Below are 21,965 nucleotides of genomic sequence, written 5' to 3'. Positions count from 1 at the left end.
TCTTGCGCATCTGAACAGCTGCGCTCCCTGCGACGGTTTACGATGCACACCCTTTCTGCTGCATGTTTTTCAATGCAGGGAACTTGCCAGAGTCATTGGTTACGCGAGATTTCAAAAATTCGCAAGCAGCGCCAGTCATTGGCCGCTGCGCGGAACATTGAAACAAAAGGAATTAGAAAGCGCGTCCTAAAATGCCCGGCGGCCAAGAGCTGCGGGCTAGAGCGATTACAGCATCAGCTTGACGATTTGCTCGGAAGGATCGCGGGATTTGCCGGCGTTTTTCAGCTCCAGCAAATAATCGTCCCAGAGGGATTCCTGGCGTTGCGCCAGTTGATAGAGATATTCCCAGGTGAACAATCCGCTGTCATGACCATCATCGAAGGTCAATTTCAGTGCGTACTGACCGGCCGGTTCGACCTTGGTCAAGCCAACACCCAGCTTGCCGAATTGCAGGATCGGTTTGCCATGGCCCTGAACCTCGGCGGAAGGCGAATGCACCCGCAGGAATTCAGCCGGCAGATGATATTCCTCGTCGAGCCCGTATTTGAGTGTCAGGGTTTTCGAGGCTTTGTGGAGCTGGATGGCGGTGGGTATTTTGGGCATGGTCGGAACCCCGTTGGAGCGAGGCTTGCCCGCGAATGATTGTGCACGGTATGACTGATGCTCCGCGTCGACCGGTTCGCGGGCAAGCCTCGCTCCAACGGATTCAACTTAAAGAATATACCGCGACAGATCTTCGTCTTTCGCCAGTTCACCCAGGTGACTGTTGACGTAGTCGGCATCGATCCGGATCACCTCTGCACCCGGCGCGCTGGCCAGGTCACCGGCGCTGAACGACACTTCTTCAAGCAGTCGCTCAAGCAAGGTGTGCAGACGACGGGCACCGATGTTTTCGGTCTTCTCGTTCACCTGCCAGGCAATCTCGGCGATGCGCTTGATGCCGTCTGGCTGGAATTCGATGTTCAAGCCTTCGGTCTTGAGCAGCGCGCAGTATTGCTCGGTCAACGATGCGTGTGGTTCGCTGAGGATGCGTTCGAAATCCTGCGGCGTTAGCGCTTTGAGTTCAACGCGAATCGGCAGGCGACCTTGCAGCTCGGGCACCAAGTCACTCGGCTTGCTCAGGTGGAACGCGCCGGAAGCAATGAACAGGATGTGGTCAGTCTTGACCATGCCCAGCTTGGTGTTGACCGTGCAGCCTTCGATCAGCGGCAGCAAGTCGCGCTGCACGCCTTCGCGGGAAACGTCGACGCCGCCAGAGTTACCGCGCTTGGCAACCTTGTCGATTTCGTCGATGAACACGATGCCGTGCTGCTCGACGGCTTCCAGCGCCTTGGCCTTGAGTTCTTCTTCGTTGACGAGGCGACCGGCCTCTTCTTCGCGCACCAGTTTCAGCGCTTCCTTGACCTTGAGCTTGCGGCTCTTCTTCTTGCCCTTGCCCATGTTGGCGAACAGGCTTTGCAACTGATTGGTCATCTCTTCCATGCCTGGCGGCGCAGAAATATCGACACCCACGGATTCGCTGATCTCGATTTCGATTTCCTTGTCGTCCAGCTGGCCTTCGCGCAGGCGCTTACGGAACAACTGACGGGTGTTGGAATCGCTGGCCGGCGCGGCGTCTTCGTTGAAGCCGGCACGGGCTGGCGGCAACAGGGCATCGAGAATGCGTTCTTCGGCGGCGTCTTCGGCGCGATGGCGCACCTTGACGATTTCCTGCTCGCGCAACAGCTTGATGGCGGCGTCGGCGAGGTCGCGGATGATCGACTCAACGTCGCGGCCGACATAGCCGACTTCGGTGAACTTGGTCGCTTCGACCTTGATGAAAGGCGCATTGGCCAGCTTGGCCAGGCGACGGGCGATTTCGGTCTTGCCGACGCCGGTCGGGCCGATCATCAGGATGTTCTTGGGCGTTACTTCAACGCGCAGCTCTTCCGGCAACTGCATCCGGCGCCAGCGATTACGCAGGGCGATGGCGACGGCGCGCTTGGCATCGTCCTGGCCGATGATATGGCGATTGAGTTCGTGGACGATTTCACGGGGAGTCATTGACATGGTAGTTGGCGGTCCTCCAGCTGAATCAAGGTCTGCATGGCCGCTCATGGGAGCGGCCGAGGCAGGCTCATTCAGCGAGGTCCTGCTCCTCAATGGTGATGGTGTGGTTGGTGAACACGCAGATGTCGCCCGCGATATGCAATGCGGTTTCGGCGATTTCACGGGCCGAGAGTTCAGTCTTGAGCAGCAAGGCGCGTGCGGCGGCCTGTGCGTAAGGACCGCCGGAACCCATGGCGATCAAGCCATCTTCGGGCTCAACGACGTCGCCGTTACCGGTGATGATCAACGAAGCGTCTTTGTTGGCAACGGCGAGCATGGCCTCAAGACGGCTGAGGGAGCGGTCGGTACGCCATTCTTTGGCGAGTTCGACGGCGGCACGCACCAGATGACCTTGGTGCTTCTCAAGCTGCCCTTCGAAGCGTTCGAAAAGAGTGAACGCATCGGCTGTGGCCCCGGCGAAACCGGCGATCACTTCACCATGGTAAAGACGACGCACTTTCTTCGCGTTGCCTTTCATGACGGTGTTGCCCAGAGAAACCTGGCCGTCGCCAGCCATGACAACTTTGCCGTGGCGGCGCACTGAAACGATGGTGGTCAAGGGGAGAGTCTCCACGCAGCGGGGCGAAAATGCCCTGGTGCAAACTCATATGGGGGTGGGGAAGGGTATTTCAACCTTGAGCAAGGTTGAGGGATGAATGGTGTTACGTCTGTTGGAGCGAGGCTTGCCCGCGAAGAACGATAACGCGGTGTGTCTGGGCCACCGGGTTGTCTGGGTTCGCGGGCAAGCCTCGCTCCAACAGAATATGAGTTTTACTTACTGCGCTGCTGCAACAACAGGTTACTAAACCCGCCACCCGCCAGTTGCTTCTGGGCAACGGTCAGCTGTTCACGATTGCTGAACGGCCCGACCAATACGCGGTACCAGGTTTCTTCCTTGACTGTACCCGATTCAACCCCGGCCGTTTGCCCCAGCAAAATGATCTGCGCGCGCACCTTGTCCGCATCCTCTTTCTTGCGGAACGAGCCCGCTTGCAGGAAGAACTGCGTAACCGCCGCAGGTTTCGCAACCGGTGGCGGCGGTGGCGGGGTCAGGCCGCTGAGTGCTGCCTGGGCGCGTGCCGTATCGATTTTCGCAGCCTGCTCCGGTGAAACCGGAACGACCACCGGTGGCGGGGTTTTTTCCGGCACGGCTTCGTTGGGCACGATGACTTCCGATTCAGGCAGCAGCGTGTAGAAGTCGTACTTGGGCTTCACTGGTGCAGTCGGGCTCGGCGGCGTCTTGTTCGCTTCGGCAATTTTCGCTGCCTTGGCGTCGGCCTTGACCCGCTTGACGTCTTCGCCACCGGGTTCGAGCTTCATCAAAAACACCACGAACGCACCAACGCTCAGGCCAATTACCAGCCACAACCATCCAGGAATCGGCTTCTTCGCGGGTGCCTGATAACGGCTGGCGCCGCGCTTGGGAGCCGGTTTCTTCTTCGCAACTGCCAACTTACATACGCTCCAGAGTTTCCAGGCCCAAGAGATCCAGGCCTTGCTTGAGGGTGCGGCCGGTCAGGGCAGCAAGGCGCAGACGGCTTTGTTGTTGATCCGCATTGTCGGCGCTGAGGATCGGGCAGTTCTCGTAGAAACTGGAGAACAGGCCCGCCAAATCATAGATGTAGGCACAGAGTACGTGAGGCGTGCCTTTTTCGGCGACGTTATTCAGGATTTCGCCGAACTGCGCCAGACGCGCGGCCAGTTCGGTTTCCTGCGGGGCCTGCAACACGATCTGGCCTTTGCTGGCGTCGAACGGCGTGCCGAGCTTGCGGAACACACCGGCGACGCGGGTGTAGGCGTAAAGCAGATAGGGCGCGGTGTTGCCTTCGAAGCTAAGCATCTGCTCGAAATTGAAGCTGTAATCGCTGGCGCGGTGCTTGGACAGGTCGGCGTATTTCACCGCGCTGATGCCGACGGCCTTGGCGATGGTGCGCAGTTCGTCCTCGGCCAGCTCCGGGTTCTTCTCCTTGACCAGTGCATAGGCGCGCTCTTTGGCTTCGTCGAGCAGGTCGATCAGTTTCACGGTGCCGCCGTCGCGGGTCTTGAACGGGCGGCCATCGGCGCCGTTCATGGTGCCGAAACCCATGTGCTCCAGTTGCATGCCGTCGTGGACGAAGCCAGCCTTGCGTGCCACTTCGAACACTTGCTGGAAGTGCAGCGCCTGACGCTGGTCGACGAAGTACAACGCGCGATCGGCTTTCAGCACCTTGCTGCGATAGCGAATGGCCGCGAGGTCAGTGGTCGCATAGAGATAGCCACCACCGGCCTTTTGCACGATCACCGGCAGCGGCGTGCCTTCGGCGGTCTTGAATTCTTCGAGGAACACGCATTGCGCGCCATTGCTTTCCACCAGCAGACCAGTGGCCTTGAGATCCGCGACCACATTGGCCAGATCATCGTTGTAAGCGCTTTCGCCCATCACGTCGGCCGGGGTCAGCTTGACGTTCAGCAGGTCATAGACTTTCTGGCAGTGAGAAAGCGAGATGTCCTTGAATTTTGTCCACAGGCTCAGGCATTCGGCGTCGCCCGCTTGCAGCTTGACCACCAGGGCACGAGCGCGCTCGGCGAATTCCTCGGACTCGTCGAAGCGTTTTTTCGCCGCGCGGTAGAAGTCTTCCAGATCGGACAACTCATCGCTGGCAGCTGGCTGTTCCTGCAAATACGCTAGCAACATGCCGAATTGCGTGCCCCAGTCGCCGACGTGGTTCTGACGAATCACGGTGTCGCCGAGAAACTCCAGCACGTTGGCCACGCCATCGCCAATGATCGTCGAGCGCAAGTGGCCGACGTGCATTTCCTTGGCCAGGTTCGGCGCGGAAAGATCGACTACGGTGCGCTGGGTTGCGCCGACCTTGTGGATCGACAGCTTCGGATCGGCCAGCGCGGCATCCAGGCGCACAGCCAAAGCCTGGGTGTTCTGGAAGAAATTGAGGAAGCCGGGGCCGGCGATTTCAACTTTGCTGACCTGCTCGTCGGCAGGCAGCGCGGCGATGAGTTTTTCCGCCAGGTCGCGCGGTTTCATGCCGGCCGGCTTGGCGAGCATCATCGCGATATTGCTGGCGAAATCGCCGTGGGTCTTGTCCTTGGCGTTTTCCACCTGAATCGCCGGCGACAGCCCTTCTGGCAAGACGCCTTCGTTGACGAGTCGGGTCAGTGCTTGTTGGATCAGCTGGCGAATGGTGTCTTTCATGGTGCTCTCTTCGACCGCAAGCGCGGCAGCGCCTGGATGCGCGGGTGGAAAAACTGGGCATTATCCGTTGCCGGAGCCACCTTGCCAACCGCGATGGATGTGCGGTCTTGTACTTGTGGGAGCGAGCTTGCTCGCGAATACGGTCTTCCAGGCTCCAGATGTATCGCATGTGCTGGCTTTTTCGCGAGCAGGCTCGCTCCCACGGAACTGTGTGGGAAGGTCAATACAAATCCACCGGATCCACATCCAGTGACCACCTGACCTGGCGTCCGCTGGGCATTTGTTCAAGTGCCAACAGCCAGGAGTTCAGTAGCCGATGCAGCGGCGCGCGGGCGCTGGCCTGAACCAGAAGTTGTGCGCGATAACGTCCGGCGCGGCGTTCCATCGGCGCCGGGACCGGGCCCAGCAGCTCGATGCCGCCCAGGCTCATGTCGATCAACAGTTGTTCGGCTTCGGCGCAGGCTGCGTCGAGGAAACCTTCGGCCTGACCCGGCTTGTGCGCTTCGGCGCGCAGCAGCGCCAAATGGGAAAACGGCGGCAAACCAGCGGCGCGGCGTTCGCTCAAGGCTTGCTCGGCAAAGGCGAAATACCCTTGCTCGGTGAGCTGAATCAGCAAGGGATGCTCGGCCAGATGCGTTTGAATGATCACCCGGCCTGGCTCTTCGGCGCGGCCGGCACGCCCCGCGACCTGCACGATCAACTGCGCCATGCGCTCGCTGGCGCGGAAGTCGCCGGAGAACAAGCCGCCGTCGGCGTCGAGAATCGATACCAGCGTGACCCGGGGAAAGTGGTGTCCTTTGGCGAGCATCTGCGTGCCCACCAGAATGCACGGCTGGCCACGCTGAATCGTCGCGAACAGCTGATTCATGGCGTCCTTGCGTGACGTGCTGTCGCGATCCACGCGCAGCACCGGAAAATCCGGAAACAGAATTCCCAGGCGTTCCTCGGCGCGTTCGGTCCCGGCACCCACCGGGCGCAAATCCACCTTGCCGCACGACGGGCACTGGCGCGGCACGCGCTCGACGTGTCCGCAGTGATGGCAGCGCAACTCGCCGGAACGTTGATGCACGGTCATCCGCGCATCGCAGCGCGGGCAACCGGACAGCCAGCCGCAGTCGTGGCACAGCAATGTCGGCGCAAAGCCGCGTCGATTGAGGAACACCAGCACTTGCTGCCCGGCCGCCAGCGTCTGGCCGATAGCTTGCTGCATCGGCCCGGAAATGCCACTGTCCAGCGGACGACTTTTTACATCCAGGCGCAGGAATTTCGGCTGCTGCGCGCCGCCGGCCCGCTGATTGAGGCGCAACAAGCCGTAACGGCCGGTGTAGGCGTTGTGCAGGCTTTCCAGCGAAGGCGTGGCGGAACCGAGCACGATGGGAATGTTTTCCTGCCGTGCACGCACCAGTGCCAGGTCGCGTGCGTGGTAACGCAGACCTTCCTGCTGTTTGTAGGAGCCGTCGTGCTCTTCATCAATGATGATCAGACCGGGATTTTTCATCGGCGTGAACAGCGCCGAGCGCGTGCCGATAATAATGTCGGCCTCGCCATCGCGGGCGGCGAGCCAGGCGTCCAGGCGATCCCGGTCGTTGACCGCCGAATGCACCAGCGCGATGCGCGCATTGAAACGCTGCTCGAAGCGCGCCAGGGTTTGCGGGCCGAGGTTGATCTCCGGGATCAGCACCAGCGCCTGCTTGCCGGCTTCGAGGGTTTCGCGAATCAGTTGCAGATAGACTTCGGTCTTGCCGCTGCCCGTGACGCCGGCCAGCAGGAAGGCATGGAAGCTGTCGAAACCGGCGCGAATGGCTTCATACGCGGCGCGTTGTTCAGTATTGAGCGGCAATTCCGGCTGGGCCAGCCAGTGTTCATGGCGTGGTGCTGGCGCATGGCTGCGCACTTCGACCTCGACCAGTTGCTTGGCCAGCAGCAGATTCAGGCTTTCTTTATTAAGCATCAACTTGCTGAGCAACTGATGCGCCACGCCGTGGGGATGCTGAGCGAGTGTGGTCAGCGCTTCGCGTTGCTTGGGCGCGCGGGCAATGCGCGGGTCGTCGACACTGGCGCCGGAGGCCACCTGCCAGAAACGCTCCTGGCGTGATTCGGCAAGTTCGCCCTGACGCAGCAACACCGGCAGCGCCCAGCTCAGCGTGTCGCCGAGGCTATGCTGGTAATACTGGGACGTCCACAGACACAGCTTGAACAACGCTGGCGGCAACGGCGCATGCTGGTCGAGGAGGGCGATGGCTGGCTTGAGCTTCTCGGCGGGGACTTCGCTGTGATCGGCGACTTCTATAAGGATGCCGATCATCTCCCTGCGCCCGAACGGTACCCGCACGCGCATGCCGGGCATCAACGCACTGCGCAACACTCCGGCGGGGGCGCGGTAGTCGAACAGGCGACGCAATGGCGAGGGCAGGGCGAGGCGCAAAATGGCGTCGGGCACGCGGGGGGTTCCCTGTTACGGAGTATGACGGATGCGCGATCTTAGCAGACGACCGGTTTAAACGGCTGCTTGCGTGTTGCCGATTCTCTGGTAGTATCCGCAGCCTAATTACGTGCGGTATTCGACAATAGTGTTGGATGGCGGCACGCTAGCCCGAGGAAGTACCGATGAAAGCTGATATCCATCCAGTTTACGAAGCCATTGACGCTACTTGCAGCTGCGGCAATGTCATCAAAACTCGCTCCACACTTGCCAAGCCTCTGAGCCTGGACGTGTGCAACGAATGCCACCCGTTCTACACCGGTAAGCAGAAGACTCTTGACGTCGGCGGTCGTGTTGACAAGTTCAAGTCGCGCTTCGGTGCTTTCGGCGCAACCAAAGCTCCTGCTGCTGCAGAGTAAGGTTGGCCGTTCTGGGATCTCCATTGGATTTCTCCAGGCTGCTTAAAAAGGCGTCCCTCGCGGGCGCCTTTTTTATGTCTGCGATTTGGCTGTCCAGCGCCCAGGCTTTTTGCCCGGCGCCCGCTTCCCTGCCGGTTTTCCAGGTCGAGCGTGTGGTCGACGGCGACACTTTGCGCCTCACCGATGGCCGCAGCGTACGCATGATCGGCTTGAATACGCCGGAGACCGGCAAGCAAGGCCAGTCCGCCGAGCCATTCGCCGAAGTCGCCAAGCGTCGGTTGCAAGCGTTGGTCGCGCAAAGTGATGGTCGAATCAGCCTACAGGTGGGCCAGCAGGACAAAGACCGCTATGGCCGGACGTTGGCCAATGTCTACGGGCGCACCGGCGCCAATCTCGAAGCGCAATTGCTCAGCGAAGGCCTGGGTTATCTGGTGGCGGTCGTGCCCAATGTGGCGTTGGTGGGTTGTCAGCAGGCCGCCGAGCGCATTGCGCGGCAGGCCGGGCTTGGGCTGTGGCGTTCACCCGTGCAGGCTGCACAGCAGATTAATAAAGGCGGCTTCGCCGTGGTCACAGGGCAAGTCGCCGATGTGCAGCAAAACGGCGGCGGCCTGTGGGTCGAGCTGCAAGGCGGGCTGGTGCTGCGCATCGCGCCTGAGCTTTTGAAACAATTCGACACTGCGGCAGTTCGCCGCATGAAAGGCCAGCAGATCGAAGCCCGCGGCTGGATCGTCGACCGCGCAAGAGGTGGCGGCCTGGCGTCGGGGCAGTCGCGCTGGATGATGCCGATTACCCATCCGGCGATGCTTGGTCTGTAGAGTCGTCCGGTTTACAACCCGTTGGAGCGAGGCTTGCCCGCGAATCGGCTTACCTGGCGACATCCCTGTTGACTGCCCTGACACCTTCGCGAGCAAGCTCGGCTCCCACAGGATCACGCTCCAACGAATGTCTGGCCTACAAGTTGGCTCCTACAATTAAGCGTAAAGTCGTAGTCCCCGCCCCTTGACAGTAGTGACTGGTCAGTCTTGTTAGGACTTTGCATCTTGCGTATCCTCGGCGGTCCGTCTGTCCCACAGTAAAAAAAGCGGAATGCCCACATGTCTGATTTGAAAACTGCCGCGCTCGACTATCACGCCAATCCGCGTCCAGGGAAACTGAGCGTCGAACTCACCAAGCCAACCGCAACTGCTCGTGACCTGGCCCTGGCTTACAGCCCTGGCGTCGCTGAGCCGGTGCGTGAAATCGCCCGTGATCCTGAGCTGGCTTACAAATACACCGGCAAGGGCAACCTGGTAGCAGTCATTTCCGATGGCACCGCCATTCTTGGTCTGGGTAACCTGGGCCCATTGGCTTCCAAGCCAGTGATGGAAGGCAAGGGCGTTCTGTTCAAGCGTTTCGCCGGCATTGACGTGTTCGACATCGAAGTCGACTCGGAAAGCCCGCAAGCTTTCATCGATACCGTTAAACGCATCTCCATCACCTTCGGCGGCATCAACCTCGAAGACATCAAGGCGCCAGAATGCTTTGAGATCGAGAAAGCGCTGATCGAACAATGCGATATCCCGGTTTTCCACGATGACCAGCACGGCACCGCGATTGTGACTGCGGCCGGCATGATCAACGCCCTGGAAATCGTCGGCAAGAGCCTGGAAGACGCCAAGATCGTCTGCCTGGGCGCTGGCGCTGCGGCCATCTCCTGCATGAAGTTGCTGGTGAGCATGGGCGCGAAAATCGAAAATATCTTCATGGTTGACCGCACCGGTGTGATCCACGCCGAACGTAGCGACCTGAACCAGTACAAGGCGGTATTCGCCCACGCCACTGAAAAACGCACGCTGTCCGACGCCCTCGACGGCGCTGATGTGTTCGTCGGTCTGTCCGGCCCGAATCTGCTGAGCGCTGAAAACCTCAAGCTGATGGCCAAGGATCCAATCGTGTTCGCTTGCTCGAACCCGGACCCGGAAATCTCCCCGGAACTGGCGCATGCGACCCGCGATGACGTGATCATGGCGACCGGCCGTTCGGACTATCCGAACCAGGTCAACAACGTGCTGGGCTTCCCGTTCATCTTCCGTGGTGCCCTGGACGTTCGCGCCAAGCGCATCAACGAAGAGATGAAAATCGCTGCGGCCAACGCCCTGCGTGAACTGGCCAAGCTGCCTGTGCCGCAGGAAGTGTGCGACGCCTACGGTGGTATCAAGCTGGAATTCGGTCGTGAATACATCATCCCGAAACCAATGGACACCCGCCTGCTGGGCCTGATCGCCGACGCAGTAGCCAAGGCTGCCATCGAAAGCGGCGTTGCGACCCTGCCGTATCCAAAGCACTACCCGCTGACCAGCGTTGATGACGTGTTTAACGGCTAAATGCTGATTCGGAAACACAAAAAACCCTGCAGCGATGCAGGGTTTTTTTGTGGGCTCCATTCCCGTACAGACTGTGTGAAAACTACTGCGCTCGACAATACTGCGTTAAAAACAGGCGAAAAATGCTCATTTAGAACACCTAGACTCCGCTTTTTCGCCTGTTTTTGCCTTGTCTTNGTGAAAACTACTGCGCTCGACAATACTGCGTTAAAAACAGGCGAAAAATGCTCATTTAGAACACCTAGACTCCGCTTTTTCGCCTGTTTTTGCCTTGTCTTGTCATCGCTCGTGACGTTTTCACACAGTCTGCGTAGGACCGGCTTTAGCCGGGAGGGGATATACGTGCGCTACATCTGCTTCGAAAGAAGTGGCGCCCTCCCGGCTAAAGCCGGTCCTACGGTTCTCGGCTCAGAACAAATCAATCGGCGCCGACTCATCCGCTGGCAGCGGGCTGCCCGGTGCGCTGCCGCCGCCCAATTCGTTGACGCTTGGCGGCGTGTCTTCGCTTTTGAATAGCTCGAAGAACGCATTCGGCGTGCTCGGCGACGCCGCGCGGCCGCTGATCGGATCCACTCGCAGGCTGAGGATGCCATCCGGTTCTGCCTGAACATGCGGCGGCTTGTCTTTCAAAGCGGCGCTCATGTAGGTCATCCAGATCGGCAATGCCACGGTACCGCCAAATTCATGACGTCCCAGGCTTTCCGGTTGGTCGAAGCCGGTCCAGACGGTGGTCACGTAATCGGCGTTATAGCCGGTGAACCACGCATCCTTGGATTCGTTGGTGGTACCGGTCTTGCCCGCGATGTCCGGACGATTCATTGCCAGGGCGCGACGACCTGTGCCGCGCTTGATCACGTCCTGCAACATGCTGTTGAGGATGTACGTGGTGCGACCATCGACAATGCGTTCGGCCACGGCCGGCGCTTTTGGATCAACCGGCGGCGTGGTCGGTGGCGGGCCTTCAGTCGACGAGGTGACGAGCGCCGGGCCGTTGGCGACGGCAACCACTTTGGTGTCCGGGGCGATCTTGCTGTCGACGGCGGGCACGGTTGGCGGGTTGGCGTCGAACAGCGTGGCACCATCGCGACTTTCGATTTTCTGGATCAGGTACGGGCTGACTTTGTAGCCGCCGTTGGCGAATGCACTCCAACCGCTGACGATTTCCATCGGCGTCAGTGTTGCAGTACCCAGCGCCAGGGACAGGTTGCGCGGCAAGTCGTCCTTGTTGAAGCCGAAGCGGGTGATGTAGTTGATCGCGGTGTCGATGCCCAGTTGTTGCAGCAGGCGAATCGAGACCAGGTTGCGCGACTTGTACAACGCTTCGCGCAGGCGGATCGGGCCGAGGAAGGTGCCGGTGTCGTTCTTCGGACGCCAGACTTTATCCAGGTATTCGTCGACGAACACGATCGGTGCGTCATTCACCAGGCTCGACGCGGTGTAACCGTTGTCCAGCGCCGCGCTATAGAGGAAGGGCTTGAAGCTCGAACCGGGCTGGCGCTTGGCTTGCAGGGCGCGGTTGTAGTTGCTCTGCTCGAAAGCGAAGCCACCGACCAGTGCCCGAATCGCGCCGTTTTGCGGATCGAGAGACACCAGCGCGCTCTGCGCCACAGGAATCTGGCTGAATTTAAGCGAGCCATTCTCCTGGCGTTGCAGACGAACCAGATCGCCAACATGAGCTACGTCAGCTGGTTGCTTGGGATTTGCCCCCAGACTGTTGGTGTTGAGATACGGCCGCGCCCATTTCATGGTGGCCCACTCGACGGTTTCTTCTTTTTCGCCGTTGCGGGTCAGGACACGCAGGCCGGTCTTGTCGACCTGAGTGACGATGGCTGGCTCAAGTGTGCTGATGGTGCGCTGTTTGGTCAGTTCCTGTGCCCAGGCCTCGCGAGTCATGGCCGGGAAGCGGCTTTCAGGGCCGCGATAGCCGTGGCGCTGGTCGTAATCGATCAAGCCTTCCTGAACCGCATTGTTGGCGTGTTCCTGAAGATCGCTTGGCACAGTAGTGGTGACGCGGAAGCCTTCGGTATAGGCTTCGCTGCCGTAACGGCCGACCATCTCGGCGCGGGCCATTTCGGCGATGTAGGGCGCGTTAACTTCAGGCGTCGGGACGTGGTAACTGGCGTTGATCGGCTCGTTGAGCGCGGTCTGATAAGCGTTCTGGTCGATCTTGCCGAGCTTGAACATGCGGCCCAGGATCCAGTCGCGACGTTCTTTGGCGCGAACCGGGTTGGCCAGCGGGTTGAAACGCGAAGGTGCCTTGGGCAGACCGGCGATCATTGCCATCTGCGCCAGACTTACGTCGCGGATGGATTTGCCGTAATACACCTGCGCTGCCGCCTCGATCCCGTAGGCGCGGTTGCCCAGGTAGATTTTGTTGACGTAGAGCTCAAGGATTTCATCCTTGGTAAGTTGGCGCTCAATTTGCAGGGCCAGGAGAATCTCGGTGGTTTTGCGCGAGAAGCTGCGTTCGCTGGTCAGGAAATAGTTTTTCGCCACTTGCATGGTGATGGTACTGCCGCCTGATTGAATGTGGCCGCTCTTCACCAGTTGTGAAGCAGCACGCATCAGGCTGCCAGGGTCTACGCCGTAGTGATTGGCGAAGTTGTCATCCTCGGCGGACAGCAGGGCATTGATGAAGTTAGGCGGTATTTCGGCGAAACGGATTGGAGTGCGGCGCATCTCGCCAAATTCAGCAATCAATTTGCCGTCGCTGCTGTATACACGTAGCGGGATTTGCAGTTGGATACTGCGCAGCGCGTCTACCGAGGGCAGGCTTGGGCTCAGGTAAAGGAATGCACCGCTCAAACCGAGCAACAGCCCGCAGAATATAGCGACGAGAGACCACCAGAAAAACTTCAGCAGGCGTATCAAGGCTTTTGGATTTCCAGATAAAAGAATGGGTTAAGCGTAGGCCGTTACAATTGAACACGCCTTGAAGCTTGGTTAAACGAAAAAAACGCTGGGCATTATAAGCATTTTTCGTCCCCGAGCGTTATTTGCGCTACTGTCAAGACTGCCGACAGTGGCTTTGGACAAAAAAATATCCGTAAGTGACGGAAACTCATAGGAATTAGGTTGTGTTCGAACTCTTCAGTAAGAAGGCCAACACCCTTCTAGGGATCGATATAAGCTCCACCTCGGTAAAACTCCTTGAGTTGAGTCGTTCCGGCACCCGGTACAAGGTCGAGTCTTACGCGGTCGAACCGCTCCCGGCCAATGCCGTGGTCGAGAAGAATATTGCCGAGCTGGAAGGCGTTGGCAATGCGTTGTCACGCGTGCTCGCCAAGGCCAAGACCAACGTCAAAGGCGTCGCCGTTGCGGTAGCCGGATCGGCGGTGATTACCAAAACCATTGAGATGGACGCCGGTCTGTCCGACGACGACATGGAGAATCAGCTCAAGCTCGAAGCTGATCAGTACATCCCTTATCCGCTAGAAGAAGTCGCCATCGATTTTGAAGTCCAGGGCTATTCGGTGCGCAATCCCGAACGTGTCGAAGTGCTGCTCGCCGCCTGCCGCAAGGAAAACGTCGAAGTCCGCGAGGCCGCGCTGGCGCTGGCCGGGCTGAATGCCAAAGTCGTTGATGTCGAGGCCTACGCTCTGGAGCGAGCCTTCGGTCTGCTGTCCGCGCAACTGGGCAATGGTCACGATCAACTGACCGTCGCCGTCGTTGATATCGGCGCAACCATGACCACCCTGAGCGTGCTGCACAACGGCCGCATTATCTATACGCGTGAGCAGTTGTTCGGCGGGCGCCAGCTCACCGAGGAAATTCAGCGTCGCTACGGTCTCTCGATGGAAGAGGCCGGATTGGCGAAGAAGCAGGGCGGCCTGCCCGACGATTACAACGCCGAGGTGTTGCAACCGTTCAAGGATGCCGTGGTTCAACAGGTGACGCGTTCGCTGCAATTCTTCTTTGCTGCCGGGCAATACAATTCCGTCGACTACATCATGCTGGCGGGCGGCACTGCGTCGATTTCCGGCCTCGACCATTTGATTCAGCAGCGCATCGGCACCCCTACGCTGGTCGCCAACCCGTTCGCGGACATGGCCCTGAGCGCCAAGGTCAACGCGGGCGCCCTGGCCAGTGATGCACCCGCCTTGATGATCGCCTGCGGTCTGGCCTTGAGGAGTTTCGACTAATGGCCCGGATCAACCTCCTCCCCTGGCGCGAACAGCTTCGCGAAGAACGCAAGAAACGCTTCCTGACCGCACTAACCGGCGTGCTGGTCGCGGCAGTCGGCGCACTTTTGCTGTTCGATCAATACGTCAGCAGCGCCGTGACTCATCAGCTCGCCCGCAATGCCTTCATCCAGAAGGAAATCGTCCAGCTGGACGGGCGTATCAAGGAAATCAGCGAATTGCGCGCGCGCCGCAAACAGCTGCTGGAACGCATGAAGATCATTCAGGATTTGCAGGGCAACCGCCCGATCATCGGTCGAATTTTCGATCAGATGGCGCGCACGCTGCCCGATGGCGTGTATTTCTCCGAAGTGAAAATGACCGACAAGTTGATCAGCATCAACGGCGCGGCCGAGTCCAACAACCGTGTCTCGGACCTGATGCGCAATCTCGATGCGTCCGACTGGCTGGAAGTGCCCGTCCTCAACGAGGTCAAGGCGAGCGCCGACAATGCGGCGGATCGGGCCAACTCCTTCCAGTTGACGGTACGCCAGACCCAGCCGGCGATTGAAGGAGCCAAGCCATGAATCTTTCGGAATCCCTGGAAGGGCTGCGGCGCATTGATATCAGTGATCTGACTCTGGAAAATCTGGGTTCGTGGCCTGCTGCGGTCAAGGCCATTTCAGGCGTGCTGCTGCTGGTTCTGGTGTTGGCCCTGGGTTACTTCTTTTTCATCCAGGATCTGGAAACCCAGCTCGATAGCGCCCGCGCCCAGGAGATCACGCTCAAGGAGCAGTTCACCACCAAGGCGTTCCAGGCCGCGAACCTGGGGCCTTACAAGACCCAGATGACCGAGATGGAAAACACCTTCGGCGCCTTGCTGCGTCAGTTGCCAAGCGACACCGAAGTGCCGGGGTTGCTTGAAGACATCACCCGTACCGGGCTGGGCAGCGGGCTGGAGTTCGAAGAAATCAAATTGCTGCCCGAAGAGGCCCAGCAGTTTTACATCGAGCTGCCGATACAAATCACCGTTGTCGGCGCGTATCACGATCTGGCGACTTTCGTCAGTGGCGTGGCCAGCCTGCCGCGCATCGTCACTTTGCATGATTTCGATATCAAGCCGATGGATCCCAAGAGCCCGACCATGTTGCGCATGAGTATTCTGGCCAAGACCTACCGCTATAACGATCAAGGGTTGAAGAAATGAGGGCGCTGCGACTGTTGTCCATCGGCATCGTGCTGATGAGCCTGGCGGGTTGTGAAGGGGACAGCGCCTTTACCGACCTCAGCGCTTTCATGGACGAGGCGCGCGCGCGGCCTTCGGGCACTATCGAGCCGTTGCCGAAATTTCGTCCCTACGAAGCCTTCACCTATAACGCGGCGAATCTGCGCAGTCCGTTTCAGCCGCCAATCAAGATCGATATGATCAACCGCCCGAAAGGCTCGCGTCTGGTCAAGCCGGATGACGCGCGTCCTCGGCAGTTTCTCGAAGGTTTCAATATTGAATCGTTCGATATGGTCGGGACCATGGCCAACGATTCCGGAACCTTCGCCCTGCTCAAGGGTGCCGGTGGTGTCCACCGCGTAAAAGTGGGGGATTATCTGGGGCGCAACAATGGCCGGATCATCTCGATCAACGAAGCACAAGTCGATGTCATTGAAATAGTTCCTGATGGAGAGGGGGCATGGTTGGAAAGGCCGCGCAGTATTTCCCTGAAAGAACGCTCATGAAATGGGCCAAGCCAAGCACGCAACAGACCCTCGTGTCAGCAGGACGGAAATTGAACATGACTAGGATTCTCTCGATTATCGGCGTGTCGCTATGGATTGCGATGACGTCGCCGATTGTCCAGGCTGCCAACCTCAAAACGCTGGATGTCGCTGCGCTGCCGGGTGATCGGGTCGAGCTCAAGCTGACGTTCGACGCTCCCGTTCCTGCCCCGCGCGGCTACACCACCGAGCAGCCGGCACGTATTGCCCTGGATCTGCCGGGCGTGACCAGCCAGCTGGCAACCAAGACCCATGACCTGGGGACCGGCAACGCGCGCAGCGTGGTGGTCATCGAGACCAAGGATCGCACTCGCGTCATCATCAACCTGACGGCGCTGGCCCCTTACAGTTCGCGGGTCGAAGGCAACAAGCTGTTCGTTGTCATCGGTCAGGGCGCGTCGGCTGCCCAGGCGTCGCAACCTTCAACCGCCCAAGGCGCGGCGCGCGTAGCTGTCCCACCTCCTGCACCTGCCAGGCCTTACGTGCCGGTGGGCAAGGCGGTCAAGAACGTCGATTTCCAGCGCGGTGAGCTGGGTGAAGGCAATGTGGTCATCGAACTGACCGATGCCAGTATCGCCCCGGATATTCAGGAACAGGGCGGCAAGATTCGCGTCGATTTCCCCAAGACCCAGTTGCCGGAAAGGCTCCGTGTCCGCCTGGACGTCAAAGACTTCGCGACCCCGGTGCAGTTCGTCAATGCCAGTGCTTCCGGTGACAAGGCCAGCATCAGCATCGAACCCTCCGGCCTTTTCGACTATTCGGCCTATCAGACCGAAAATAAGCTGACCATCAGCGTGCGGCCGTTGACCCACGAAGACCTGGATCGTCGCAACGCGGAAAAACCGGTCTACACCGGCGAGAAGCTGTCGCTGAACTTTCAGGACATCGACGTGCGCTCGGTGCTGCAACTGATCGCCGATTTCACCAGCCTCAATCTGGTGGCCAGCGACACGGTTCAGGGCGGGATTACCCTGCGCCTGCAAAACGTGCCCTGGGATCAGGCGCTGGATCTGGTGCTGAAAACCAAAGGCCTGGATAAACGCAAGATCGGCAACGTGCTGCTGGTTGCGCCGGCTGACGAAATTGCCGCGCGGGAGCGCCAGGAAATGGAATCGCTCAAGCAGATCGCCGAGCTGGCTCCGCTGCGCCGCGAATTGCTGCAGGTGAACTACGCCAAGGCCGCTGACATCGCCAAGCTGTTCCAGTCGGTGACCAGCGCCGAGGCCAAGGCCGACGAGCGCGGCTCGATTACTGTCGACGACCGCACCAACAACATCATTGCTTACCAGACACAGGACCGTCTCGACGAGCTGCGCCGCATCGTTTCGCAGCTGGACATCCCGGTGCGTCAGGTGATGATCGAGGCGCGTATCGTCGAGGCGACAGTCGGTTACGACAAGGCGTTGGGCGTGCGATGGGGCGGTTCGAGCACCAGCGGCAATTACACGACAACCGGTGGTACTGCCCAGCCGACGACCTTGACCGGCCAAAGCACCAGCGCACCGTACGTTGACCTCGGCGCTTCCGGTGCCACTTCCGGGATCGGCATCTCGTTCCTGACCGACAACACCACGCTAGACCTTGAACTGAGCGCCATGGAAAAGACCGGTAACGGTGAGATCGTCTCCCAGCCGAAGGTGGTCACGTCCGACAAGGAAACTGCGAAAATCCTCAAAGGTACGGAAATTCCGTATCAGGAATCCAGCTCCAGCGGCGCGACGTCGGTGTCTTTCAAGGAGGCTTCCCTGTCTCTTGAAGTGACCCCGCAGATTACTCCAGATAACCGCATCATCATGGAGGTCAAGGTCACCAAGGATGAGCCGGACTATCTGAACATGGTCAATGGTGTACCGCCTATCAAGAAAAACGAAGTCAATGCCAAGGTGCTGGTGTCCGATGGCGAGACCATCGTGATCGGCGGAGTGTTCTCCAATACGCAAAGTAAAACGGTCGACAAGGTGCCATTTCTTGGCGATGTGCCGTATCTTGGCCGCCTTTTCCGGCGCGATGTGGTTTCAGAGGATAAAACCGAGCTGTTGGTGTTTCTCACTCCGCGTATCATGAACAACCAGGCGATTGCGGTGAGTCGTTGATTCTGTGCGAAATTTAATTCTTGTAGGACCGATGGGGGCTGGCAAAAGCACCATCGGTCGTTTGCTGGCCAAAGAGCTGAGACTGCCGTTCAAGGATTCCGACAAGGAAATTGAACTGCGGACCGGGGCGAATATTCCCTGGATTTTCGATAAGGAAGGCGAGCCCGGCTTTCGCGACCGCGAACAGGCGATGATTGCCGAACTCTGCGACAGCGACGGAATCGTCCTGGCGACAGGCGGCGGTGCCGTCATGCGCAGCGAAAACCGTCAGGCGCTGCATGCCGGTGGGCGTGTGGTGTATCTGCACGCGTCGGTCGAACAGCAGGTCGGACGCACGGCGCGTGATCGCAATCGTCCTTTGCTGCGCACGGGCAATCCAGCCCAGGTGCTGCGCGACCTGTTGGCGATCCGTGATCCGCTGTACCGGGAAATCGCCGATGTGGTGATTGAAACCGACGAGCGGCCGCCGCGGATGGTGGTGATTGACATCCTGGCGCGCTTGGCAGAGCTTCCTCCCCGTTAAAGCGCAGACGGAAATGCGCTATCCTCGGCGACCATAAAAAGCAGGGTCGTGACATGGCATTAAGCCATTTTTTACGCGGACGCCAAGATGCGTGCGCGAACACCCATTCGGTAATCAATGTGGGGACACATGCAGACACTTAAGGTCGAGCTTGGCGATCGGAGCTACCCGATTCACATTGGCGAAGGATTGCTGGATCGCCCTGAATTGCTTGCGCCGCATATCGTCGGCAGACAGGTTGCGATTGTTTCCAATGCCACCGTCGCGCCGCTTTACCTTGAGCGACTGACGCGCACCCTGGCCGGTTATAGCGTGCTGCCGGTCGTGCTTCCCGATGGCGAAGCCTTCAAGAACTGGGAAACCCTGCAAACCATTTTCGACGCGCTGCTCACTGCCCGTCATGACCGTCGCACGACGGTTATCGCGCTGGGTGGCGGTGTGATCGGCGACATGGCTGGCTTTGCTGCTGCGTGCTACCAGCGCGGCGTGAATTTCATCCAGATCCCGACCACGCTGCTGTCCCAGGTCGACTCGTCTGTGGGCGGCAAGACCGGCATCAACCATCCGCTGGGCAAGAATATGGTCGGCGCGTTTTATCAGCCGGGCGTGGTCCTGATCGATACGACGACGCTCAATACCTTGCCGGAGCGCGAACTTTCGGCGGGGCTGGCGGAAGTCATCAAGTACGGTTTGATCTGCGATGAGCCGTTTCTGACCTGGCTCGAAGAAAACGTTGATCGCCTGCGCGGGCTGGATCAGGCCGCGCTGACCATCGCCATCGAACGCTCGTGCGCCGCCAAGGCCCTGGTTGTCGGCGCCGATGAGCGTGAGTCGGGTGTGCGCGCTACGCTTAATCTCGGACATACGTTCGGCCACGCGATTGAAACCCATATGGGTTACGGCGTCTGGCTGCACGGTGAAGCGGTTGCGGCGGGCACGGTCATGGCGCTGGAAATGTCTTCGCGCCTGGGCTGGATCACCACCGAGGAGCGAGATCGTGGCATTCGGTTATTCCAGCGTGCTGGTCTGCCAGTGGTGCCGCCGCAAGACATGACCGAAGACAATTTCCTCGAACATATGGCAATCGACAAAAAGGTGATCGACGGTCGCCTGCGTCTGGTGTTACTGAGCCGGATCGGCGAAGCGGTTATCACCGACGAATATCCGAAAGAAGTATTACAGGCCACGCTGGTTGCGGATTACCGCGCTCTCGTGGATCAGCTTAGAGGTTAACGAAAAATCCATGACTAGTTTGCACGCGGACGAGGCCTTCCTCGGCCATTACCAGTTGAGTCATGACCCCTTTGCAACGCGGGTGCCTGGCTTCAAGTTTTTCCCTGCCCAGCGCAAGCCTGTACTGGGTCAGCTCCATCACCTGGCGCGTTACAGCCAGTTGCTGCTGGCGGTTACCGGTCCTCAAGGCAGCGGCAAAACCCTGCTGCGTCAGGCGTTGGTAGCGAGCACCAACAAGCAGTCGGTGCAGAGCGTCGTGGTTTCGGCGCGTGGCGCCAGCGATGCCGCCGGGGTTTTGCGTCAGGTTGCGCAAGCGCTCAGCGTTGCCCAGGCCGAGATGCGCGCCATCCTTGCCCAGGTCGTGCAACTGGCGCTGACCGGGCAGGAAGTCTATTTGTTGGTGGACGATGCCGAACAACTGGGCGAATCCGCACTCGAAGCATTGCTTGGTCTGGCGGCGGGCACGCCTGAAGGTCGTCCGCATGTGTTCCTGTTTGGCGAAGCTTCGCTGATTGATCGCCTGGAACAGCTGTGTGCTGATTCCGAAGTTGAGGGTGAGCGCTTTCACGTCATCGAGCTTGAGCCTTACACCGAAGACGAAACCCGGGAATACCTGGCGCAGCGACTGGACGGTGCCGGACAAGGCATCCAGCTATTCACGGCCGAGCAGATTACCGACATTCACGAGCATTCCAATGGTTGGCCAGGTGCTATTAACCAGGTTGCTCGAGATTCAATGATTGAAGCGATGATCGCCAGTCGTACTGCGGTCAAGCGTCCAAGTATGGGGTTCAAAATGCCGAAGAAACACGTATTGGCTCTGGGTGCGGTAGTCGTGGTGGGAGTATTGGCAGCCGTGCTGATCCCTGGCCGTGGCAACAACACCACAGCGCCAGCCAACGCGCCTGCCAATGCCCAGGCGCAACTGCCGCTGGGGCAGGGCAAGCCTGCGACACAGCAATCGAACAATGGCGCTCCGGCGATCGAATTCGCCGGCAACTCGCAGCCCGTACCTTTGCCGCTGGGCGGAAACTCGCAGCCGGTCATGCGCGGTCCTTTGGCTGAAGCGGCGGGTTCGGGTGATGGCGACGATGACGGCGTGCCGGTTTCGTCTGCCGCCCAGCCACCTACCGTTACCACCACCGCGCCACCTGCTGGCGTAGCGGCGGGTGCTACGCCGCGTTCTTCCATCGCGCCGCCTCCGGCAGCCGCGGTTGCTGCGCCTAAACCAGCGGCCCCGGCAGCCAAGCCTGCTGCAGTGCCAACGCCGCCGCCTGCGCAGGTCGCCACGGCCAAGCCAGCAGCCAAACCTGCTGCGCCTGCTCCAGCCGCTGCTGCTGCAAAACCGGCCGCCGGCGGCAGCTGGTATAGCGGCCAGGCTCCAGGCCATTATGTCGTGCAGATTCTGGGTACCAGCTCCGAAGCCACCGCTCAGGCTTTCGTGGCCGAGCAGGGCGGCGAGTACCGCTACTTCAAGAAAACGCTGCAGGGCAAGCCGCTGTATGTGATCACTTACGGTAACTTTTCTGACCGTGCTGCCGCCCTGGCAGCCATCAAGGTATTGCCAGCCAAGGTTCAGGCTGGTAAACCTTGGCCTCGTACTGTCGCCAGCATCCAACAGGAGCTCGGCGCAACTCGCTGAAGTCGCAGCGGCTTTATCCAGGCCGCTCACCCAGCAACCCTGTTTTAACGCTTGAGCGTGCTGCCAGTTGGCAGCGCGCCTTGTGCTGTCTGCGTTGCAGG

Annotated in this window: 18 protein-coding genes; 11 read left to right on the top strand and 7 right to left on the bottom strand. The window is 59.6% G+C overall.

The features are described 5' to 3' along the window. Nucleotides 1–225 precede the first annotated feature (225 nt). The 6 genes from AFK24_RS01810 to AFK24_RS01785 all read right to left on the bottom strand — a co-directional run bounded on the left by AFK24_RS01810 (nucleotide 226) and on the right by AFK24_RS01785 (nucleotide 7,718). Entirely contained in the window at nucleotides 226–603 is a 378-nt protein-coding gene (locus AFK24_RS01810) for a gamma-butyrobetaine hydroxylase-like domain-containing protein (protein ID WP_065831611.1), read from the bottom strand. 108 nt (nucleotides 604–711) lie between these two features. Then, nucleotides 712–2,049: an HslU--HslV peptidase ATPase subunit gene (hslU, locus tag AFK24_RS01805; RefSeq protein ID WP_065831610.1), complete on the bottom strand. Its 1,338-nt coding sequence runs from the start codon at nucleotides 2,047–2,049 to the stop codon at nucleotides 712–714. Nucleotides 2,050–2,116: 67 nt separating this feature from the next. Then, the gene (gene hslV / locus AFK24_RS01800) at nucleotides 2,117–2,647 is read right to left on the bottom strand and encodes an ATP-dependent protease subunit HslV (RefSeq protein ID WP_065831609.1); all 531 of its coding nucleotides are present in this window, start codon (nucleotides 2,645–2,647) and stop codon (nucleotides 2,117–2,119) included. 212 nt (nucleotides 2,648–2,859) lie between these two features. Then, nucleotides 2,860–3,540, bottom strand: coding sequence for an SPOR domain-containing protein (locus tag AFK24_RS01795; protein ID WP_065831608.1), 681 nt, complete (start codon nucleotides 3,538–3,540; stop codon nucleotides 2,860–2,862). A gap of 1 nt (nucleotide 3,541) precedes the next feature. Beyond that, nucleotides 3,542–5,278, bottom strand: coding sequence for an arginine--tRNA ligase (gene argS, locus AFK24_RS01790; RefSeq protein WP_065831607.1), 1,737 nt, complete (start codon nucleotides 5,276–5,278; stop codon nucleotides 3,542–3,544). Nucleotides 5,279–5,498: 220 nt separating this feature from the next. Further along, a complete protein-coding gene (locus tag AFK24_RS01785; protein WP_065831606.1) occupies nucleotides 5,499–7,718 on the bottom strand; it encodes a primosomal protein N' in 2,220 nt (739 codons plus the stop codon). Between the two features lie 167 nt (nucleotides 7,719–7,885). Between AFK24_RS01785 and rpmE the strand changes: the two genes are divergently transcribed. The 3 genes from rpmE (at nucleotide 7,886) to AFK24_RS01770 (ending at nucleotide 10,482) form a co-directional block, all read left to right on the top strand. Beyond that, nucleotides 7,886–8,119 carry a 50S ribosomal protein L31 gene (gene rpmE, locus AFK24_RS01780; RefSeq protein ID WP_020293533.1) on the top strand — a complete coding sequence of 78 codons (234 nt, stop codon included), beginning with the start codon at nucleotides 7,886–7,888 and terminating at the stop codon, nucleotides 8,117–8,119. Nucleotides 8,120–8,142: 23 nt separating this feature from the next. Further along, the gene (locus AFK24_RS01775; RefSeq protein ID WP_139110432.1) at nucleotides 8,143–8,934 is read left to right on the top strand and encodes a thermonuclease family protein; all 792 of its coding nucleotides are present in this window, start codon (nucleotides 8,143–8,145) and stop codon (nucleotides 8,932–8,934) included. Nucleotides 8,935–9,213: 279 nt separating this feature from the next. Next, nucleotides 9,214–10,482 carry a malic enzyme-like NAD(P)-binding protein gene (locus AFK24_RS01770; protein WP_065831604.1) on the top strand — a complete coding sequence of 423 codons (1,269 nt, stop codon included), beginning with the start codon at nucleotides 9,214–9,216 and terminating at the stop codon, nucleotides 10,480–10,482. A gap of 408 nt (nucleotides 10,483–10,890) precedes the next feature. Here the strand turns inward: AFK24_RS01770 and AFK24_RS01765 are convergent, their stop codons facing one another. Continuing rightward, nucleotides 10,891–13,350 (bottom strand): penicillin-binding protein 1A, encoded by a 2,460-nt coding sequence (locus AFK24_RS01765; RefSeq protein ID WP_430962141.1) that lies wholly within the window; start codon nucleotides 13,348–13,350, stop codon nucleotides 10,891–10,893. 209 nt (nucleotides 13,351–13,559) lie between these two features. Here AFK24_RS01765 and AFK24_RS01760 point away from each other — a divergent pair, with 209 nt between their 5' ends. The 8 genes from AFK24_RS01760 to AFK24_RS01725 all read left to right on the top strand — a co-directional run bounded on the left by AFK24_RS01760 (nucleotide 13,560) and on the right by AFK24_RS01725 (nucleotide 21,864). Next, entirely contained in the window at nucleotides 13,560–14,624 is a 1,065-nt protein-coding gene (locus AFK24_RS01760) for a pilus assembly protein PilM (RefSeq protein ID WP_065831602.1), read from the top strand. Further along, a complete protein-coding gene (locus AFK24_RS01755) occupies nucleotides 14,624–15,190 on the top strand; it encodes a PilN domain-containing protein (protein ID WP_065831601.1) in 567 nt (188 codons plus the stop codon). The genes AFK24_RS01760 and AFK24_RS01755 overlap by 1 nt, the downstream gene beginning before the upstream one ends. Next, on the top strand, nucleotides 15,187–15,810 hold the full coding sequence (gene pilO, locus AFK24_RS01750; protein WP_065831600.1) for a type 4a pilus biogenesis protein PilO: 624 nt from the start codon (nucleotides 15,187–15,189) through the stop codon (nucleotides 15,808–15,810). Before AFK24_RS01755 ends, pilO begins: the two co-directional genes overlap by 4 nt. After that, nucleotides 15,807–16,334, top strand: coding sequence for a pilus assembly protein PilP (locus AFK24_RS01745; protein ID WP_065831599.1), 528 nt, complete (start codon nucleotides 15,807–15,809; stop codon nucleotides 16,332–16,334). Before pilO ends, AFK24_RS01745 begins: the two co-directional genes overlap by 4 nt. 56 nt (nucleotides 16,335–16,390) lie before the next feature. Further along, nucleotides 16,391–18,466 (top strand): type IV pilus secretin PilQ, encoded by a 2,076-nt coding sequence (gene pilQ, locus AFK24_RS01740; RefSeq protein WP_065831667.1) that lies wholly within the window; start codon nucleotides 16,391–16,393, stop codon nucleotides 18,464–18,466. Nucleotides 18,467–18,470: 4 nt separating this feature from the next. Further along, on the top strand, nucleotides 18,471–18,989 hold the full coding sequence (aroK, locus tag AFK24_RS01735; protein ID WP_044901649.1) for a shikimate kinase AroK: 519 nt from the start codon (nucleotides 18,471–18,473) through the stop codon (nucleotides 18,987–18,989). A 129-nt stretch (nucleotides 18,990–19,118) separates the two neighbouring features. Beyond that, nucleotides 19,119–20,222 (top strand): 3-dehydroquinate synthase, encoded by a 1,104-nt coding sequence (gene aroB / locus AFK24_RS01730; protein WP_065831598.1) that lies wholly within the window; start codon nucleotides 19,119–19,121, stop codon nucleotides 20,220–20,222. Nucleotides 20,223–20,232: 10 nt separating this feature from the next. Further along, nucleotides 20,233–21,864, top strand: a complete 1,632-nt coding sequence (locus AFK24_RS01725; RefSeq protein WP_065831597.1) for an AAA family ATPase — start codon at nucleotides 20,233–20,235, stop codon at nucleotides 21,862–21,864. The last annotated feature ends 101 nt before the right edge of the window (nucleotides 21,865–21,965 follow it).

It is taken from the genome of Pseudomonas syringae (assembly GCF_001698815.1).
Lineage (GTDB): Bacteria > Pseudomonadota > Gammaproteobacteria > Pseudomonadales > Pseudomonadaceae > Aquipseudomonas > Aquipseudomonas syringae_A.
Note: the sequence above shows the minus strand (reverse complement) of the source record. Positions and strands in the feature narration are given on the sequence as shown.